Here is a 6356-nt window from a genome sequence, read left to right on the forward strand (position 1 = left end):
AACTTATCAGTAATTGGTGTAATTTCTGGTATAGTTGGTGCTAGGTTGTTTTATATACTATTTTATGACCCTTCTTTTTATTTAAGCCATCCAATGGATATATTTAAGATAACTGAAGGTGGATTGTCTATACATGGAGGGTTATTTGCAGCCTTAGTTGCTGGGTACTTTTATTCTGTTAAGGTTAAAATATCATTTTTCAAATTAGCAGATATTTCTGTAATGGCAGTAATACTTGCACAGGGTATAGGAAGAGTTGGTTGTGATGTGTTTGGGAAGGTAATGACTAATATAATGCCTTGGGGAATTAATGTAAGTGGGAATATACTTCATCCTGCACAGGCATATGAATTTATATTAGATTATATTCTCTTTATTATTTTGTGGAGAAAAAGTGAAAAACAAAAATATGAAGGTGAATTGTTTGTTACTTATATTATAGGATTTCCTATAATTAGAGGAATTGTTGAGTCCTTTAGGATTAATCCAGTAATAGGGGGACATTTTTCAATAGCTCATATTTTAAGTCTTTTATTTATAATAGTTGGACTAATAATTTATACTTATTTAAAAAGTAATGGAAAGTATGAAATTAAAAGCCATGACGAAATTACGACGCCTACATATTTAAAGAGTATATATTTAATCCTTCTCATAACTTTTTCTCTTATGATTTTTTATATGATTCAGGGGTGAATTTATAAAATTTAATTTCTTCATAAAATCTACATAAAAATATGGTAATATACAATTAAAGAAATGATATCAGTAATCAATATTTTTTTGAAGTGTAGATACCCCCCTACAGGGGTGGGTATTAAATAGAATGGAATAGTTTTCTTTGAGAGGGTATAGGAAGGAGAAATTCAAATGAATAAGGAGCAAGAGCTAGCAATTAAATCCCTTAAGACATCAAAAGGACAAATTGAGGGGATAATAAAAATGATCGATGAAGGTCGGTATTGCATAGATGTATCAAATCAAATAATTGCGGCGCAATCTCTACTTAGAAAAGCAAATATGTTAATTTTAAAACAGCATCTTAATCATTGTGTAAAAGATGCATTTATGAATAATACCGGTGAAGATAAAGTTGATGAAATAATTGATCTGCTTTCTAAATTAATTGGTAATAAATAATATAAGGAGGGATGTAATATGGTAAACAAAGCACTTAAAATTGAAGGCATGACCTGTGCGGCCTGTGCAAAAACTATAGAAAGAGTTTCAAAAAAATTGCCTGGTGTTGAGGAGGCAAATGTAAATTTTGCTACGGAAAAATTAAATATAAATTATGATGAGTCAAAGATAAAATTGGAGGATATACAAAATGTAGTTGAAAAAGCTGGATATAAAATATCAGTTCAAACAACTAATAAAACCTTAAAGATAGAGGGAATGACCTGTGCGGCATGCGCAAAGAATATAGAAAGAGTTTCGAAAAAATTACCAGGAGTAATAGAAGCAAATGTAAATTTTGCCACAGAAAAATTAAGTATTTCTTTTGAATCATCATTAGTAAGGACAGCGGATATAAAGAAGGCAATTGAAAAAGCTGGATATAAGGCTCTAGAGGATGAGAGCAACGTAGATTTGGATAAAGAAAAAAAGGAAAAAGAAATGAAGGCTCTATGGAATAGATTTTTGATATCTGCAATTTTTGGAGTTCCATTGTTATTAGTTGCAATGCTACCAATGATTGCATTAAGACTTAATATTATGATGCCTGATAATATTAATCCAATGATGCATGTGAAGGTTTTTGCTCTTCTACAATTAGTACTTGTTATACCAATAATGGTTACAGGTAGAAAATATTTTATAGTTGGATTTAAATCACTATTTAGATTAAGTCCCAATATGGATTCATTAATATCAATGGGAGCATCCGCTGCATTCTTATACAGTATATTTGCAGTATATGAAATATTGATTGGCAATACTGGTTATGAGATGTATTTTGAATCTGCAGGTATAATTTTAACCCTTGTAACTCTTGGAAAGTATTTAGAAACGGTAACTAAAGGAAAAACCTCTGAGGCAATTAAAAAGCTTATGGGGCTTGTACCTAAAACCGCAATTATAATTAGAGATGATAAAGAGGTTGAGATTTCAATTGATGAAGTAGAAGTTGGAGATATAGTAGTAGTTAAACCAGGAGCAAAAATGCCTGTAGATGGTGAAGTGGTAGAAGGAACTACATCTGTAGATGAATCAATGCTTACAGGTGAGAGTATGCCAGTAGAAAAAAGTATTGGACATAAAATAATTGGTGCAAGTATAAATAAAAATGGAGCTATTAAGTTTAAAGCAACTAAAGTTGGTAAAGATACGGCCCTTGCACAAATAATAACCTTAGTTGAAAATGCACAAGGATCTAAGGCGCCTATAGCAAACATGGCTGATGTAATATCGAGTTATTTTGTACCTGTGGTTATAATACTTGCCTTAGTGTCATCAATAGCATGGCTACTCGCTGGCCAATCCGTAGTATTTTCATTAACAATATTCATCTCAGTACTTGTAATAGCCTGCCCTTGTGCCCTTGGTCTGGCAACACCTACGGCAATAATGGTCGGAACCGGAAAAGGGGCAGAAAATGGGGTGCTTATAAAAAGTGGTGTAGCGCTAGAAACTGCACACAAAATTCAAACCATAGTATTTGATAAGACAGGAACACTTACTGAAGGGAAACCAAAGGTAACTGATGTAATTACGGTAGAGGGTATTGAACAGAATTATTTACTTCAATTAGCTGCGTCAGCTGAAAAAGGCTCTGAGCATCCATTAGGTGAGGCTATAGTTAAGGGAGCAGAAGAGAAATCCTTAGAGTTTAAGAAAGTAGAAAACTTTAAAGCTATACCTGGTTATGGAATAGAAGTTAGTATAGATGGTAATAAAATAGTATTAGGGAATAGGAAACTTATGATAGATAGTAAAATTTCCTTAGAAAAATTAGAGGAGGTTTCAAACAAACTTGCAGAGGACGGCAAAACTCCTATGTATATCGCTATTGAGAATAAGTTAAGTGGAATAATTGCAGTTGCTGACACCGTTAAAGAAAATAGTAAAAAGGCAATTGAAACACTGCATAACATGGGAATAGAAGTTGCCATGATAACTGGTGATAACAAAAGGACTGCAAAAGCTATTGCGGCTCAAGTTGGTATTGATATAATACTCGCAGAAGTTCTGCCAGAAGATAAAGCAAATGAAGTTAAGAAACTTCAAGCTGAAGGTAAAAAAGTTGCTATGGTTGGGGATGGAATTAATGACGCACCAGCACTAGCTCAGGCAGATATTGGTATAGCTATAGGATCAGGTACCGATGTAGCAATGGAATCGGCAGACATAGTTCTAATGAGAAGTGATTTAATGGATGTACCTACAGCGTTACAGTTAAGTAAGAAAACTATAACAAATATAAAGCAAAATTTATTTTGGGCTTTTGGGTACAATATATTAGGAATACCTATTGCAATGGGAGTGCTACACTTATTTGGAGGTCCACTTCTAAATCCTATCATTGCAGCATTGGCAATGAGTTTTAGTTCAGTTTCGGTTTTAACAAACGCATTACGCTTAAAAGGCTTTAAGCCATTAAGATAAATATCGAAATTCAAAGAAAAATAAAAATTGAATGGAGAAATAAAAATATAAAGGAGAAATAAAAATGAAAAAGAAAATATTAATAGAAGGTATGAGTTGTGGACATTGTTCAAATCATGTAAGCGAGGCCCTAAAGGACCTTGGAGCAAAAGACGTAGAGGTAAATCTTGATAAAAAATTTGCTACTGCTGAAATAAGCGAGGATATTACAGATGTTGCAATTAAAGCAGCTATTGATGAGGCAGGATATGAGGTTGTAAAAATAGAGATAGCTTAATTATAAAACACAAACAAGTAAAATATGAAAATGCCCAATTATTATACAAAATATAATAATTGGGCATTTTATTAATATAAGATTTTTAAAAGTATTTAGAAAGAAGAGTATTAGCTTCATAATTACTACACAATTGAGTAGTATAATAAATGTATAGAGAAAAACAATCACAGAAAAAAAATAGAGGAGTGATATTGAATGAAAAATAAAGTTATGGTTTTAATAATAGCAGGCATCCTAACAGTAGGAGGAATTTCAGTTGCATATGCAACAGATAGAAATAATTCAACTATCAATGATTATAACAGACCCATGATGAGTTCGCAAAATAGTGATAATAATTCATCATATAATTATAGCAGAACCATGATGGGTGATGAAAGTATTGATGGCGTCCAATCAAATGGCGTCCAATCAAATGGTAGATATGAGGATATGATAAAAATAATGAGAGATAATGGTTTTAGTGATGAAGCAAAAGCAATGGAAAATAGAGATTTTAGTTCTATGGATAATTTGATGAATAACATAAGTGATAAGGATTATCAAAAGATGATTGACATAATGGAAGAGAATGGATATGGGTCTATGGTTAATATGATGAACTCCATAAACAATGGAGATATGACAGATGTTCATGAGAGCATGATGGGTAGCTAAATGGTATAGATATTGGATTTAAAGATAATTCTTTAGATATCTTAATTTAAGGTTCTATTATAATAATTTGATAGCAGTGTTATTTTATAAGTCATATCAAAAGAGTAGCTACTGCTACCTTTTGATATGACTTATTAACTTTAACCTTTATTTAGTGATTTTTGATTTTGGCCAATTAAAAAGTATTGAAAATAAACCACAAACTATCATTAAATAAGAATATATTGAAAAAGGAACAATTTGCATAGGTGATATTTTCCCAATTGTTGCTGCTAATAGTATTTGCGCTGCATAAGGGCTTATACCTTGAAAAGCAGACGAAAATATATCTAAAATACTTGCTGTTTTTATTGGGCTAACTCCATATTCATTTGACAAATCCTTTGCTAATGGTCCTGCAGTAATAATTGATATTGTATTGTTAGTTGTAGTTATATCTAGCACACTTACTAGTGCAGCTATACCTATTTCTGCTCCTTTTTTTGTTTTTACTTTGGACGTTATTTTTTCTAGTAGATACTCGATTCCACCATAATAATGCATAAGACCAACTAACCCCCCTACCATAATGGAAATTAGAGATAAATCTTCCATCCAACCCATCCCACGTTGTAATGCTGCAAACATTTCAACCATATTAAAACTACCCATTGCAAGTCCAATTATTGATCCTGAAGCTATACCTATCCCTAAAACAACCATAACATTTAATCCAACTGCTGCGCTTATAATGATCGCTATATATGGAATTATTCTAACTAATGAGTATGCATGTGTTTGCATCTGTGCATTTCCACCAGATAAAAAAGTCAATATTATTATAGTAATAACAAAAGCAGGTAAAATAATTAAACCATTTGACTTAAACTTATCTTTCATTTCTACTCCTTGAGTTCTTGTGGCTGCAATTGTTGTATCTGAAATAAAAGATAGATTATCTCCAAACATTGCACCTCCAACTACAGTTCCTAAAACCAAAGGTAGCCCCATGCCAGTTTGCGTTGCTATACCAACTCCTATTGGTGCTAAAGCCGTTATAGTTCCCATTGATGTACCCATAGAAAATGATAAAATAGAACCAACTATAAATAAACCAGGCAATAGCATGTTGGATGGTAAAATACTTAATCCCATATTTACTATGGAAGTAACGGCACCCATTGCATCTGCGATGGAATAGAAAGCACCTGCTAATATGAAGATAACTGCCATTAACATAATAGTAGGTTCACCAGCAGCCTTAGCAAATATATCAATCTTGTCAGATAATGAAGTTTTCGATCCTTTTTTATCCAATAATAAAGCAAAAGCTGTAGCAAAAACAAAAGCTACCAATAAAGGCATACTAGAGAATTTTCCCGTTAAAATTCCTGCCCCCATAAACAATATCAAGAAAAACACCAAAGGTAACAACCCTACAAAATTAGCTTTTTTATTCATTTAATTTTCCTCCTAAGTATAGTAATTATTTTTCTACTTTAATTCGTCCATATCCTTGATATAATTTTTATACATAAATTTAGTTTAACATTATTATATGAAGATAGTATATAGAATGTTTATTGAAAGTCTTAGCGAGGTTTCTCTTCTTCACAACATCTGCATAATTATAGGTTATTATGTAAATGTAAATTGATTAGGAGGTGTAGCAAGCATTGGTTTAACTTAATCTCAATGCATTTATGCATAAGGTGCACAGGGGAAATAAATTAGTGAGTTGTATTTTGATGATTAGTAAATATGGTTATTTATTGACAAAGTAGTATAAATATATTACAATACCTATAAAACATATAGGTATAATAAAAAT

6 protein-coding genes are annotated in these 6356 nt (G+C 31.8%); 5 read left to right on the plus strand and 1 reads right to left on the minus strand.

Features of this window, described 5'->3' with window-relative positions; translation table 11 throughout:
* The 5 genes from lgt to JJE11_RS12475 all read left to right on the plus strand — a co-directional run.
* The coding region (gene lgt / locus JJE11_RS12455; RefSeq protein ID WP_291636079.1) for a prolipoprotein diacylglyceryl transferase at positions 1 to 696 on the plus strand (696 nt) is incomplete at its 5' end.
* A 174-nt stretch (positions 697 to 870) separates the two neighbouring features.
* On the plus strand, positions 871 to 1140 hold the full coding sequence (locus tag JJE11_RS12460) for a metal-sensing transcriptional repressor (protein ID WP_291636081.1): 270 nt from the start codon (positions 871 to 873) through the stop codon (positions 1138 to 1140).
* Between the two features lie 18 nt (positions 1141 to 1158).
* Entirely contained in the window at positions 1159 to 3609 is a 2451-nt protein-coding gene (locus tag JJE11_RS12465) for a heavy metal translocating P-type ATPase (protein ID WP_291636083.1), read from the plus strand.
* A gap of 64 nt (positions 3610 to 3673) precedes the next feature.
* Positions 3674 to 3886 (plus strand): cation transporter, encoded by a 213-nt coding sequence (locus JJE11_RS12470; RefSeq protein WP_291636085.1) that lies wholly within the window; start codon positions 3674 to 3676, stop codon positions 3884 to 3886.
* 198 nt (positions 3887 to 4084) lie between these two features.
* Positions 4085 to 4546, plus strand: a complete 462-nt coding sequence (locus tag JJE11_RS12475; protein ID WP_291636088.1) for a hypothetical protein — start codon at positions 4085 to 4087, stop codon at positions 4544 to 4546.
* Between the two features lie 147 nt (positions 4547 to 4693).
* Here JJE11_RS12475 and JJE11_RS12480 read toward each other — a convergent pair whose 3' ends face one another.
* Positions 4694 to 5986 (minus strand): Na+/H+ antiporter NhaC family protein, encoded by a 1293-nt coding sequence (locus JJE11_RS12480; protein WP_291636090.1) that lies wholly within the window; start codon positions 5984 to 5986, stop codon positions 4694 to 4696.
* Between the last annotated feature and the right edge of the window lie 370 nt (positions 5987 to 6356).

The sequence above is a fragment of the Clostridium sp. genome, from assembly GCF_016650095.1.
Taxonomy (GTDB): domain Bacteria; phylum Bacillota; class Clostridia; order Clostridiales; family Clostridiaceae; genus Clostridium_AD.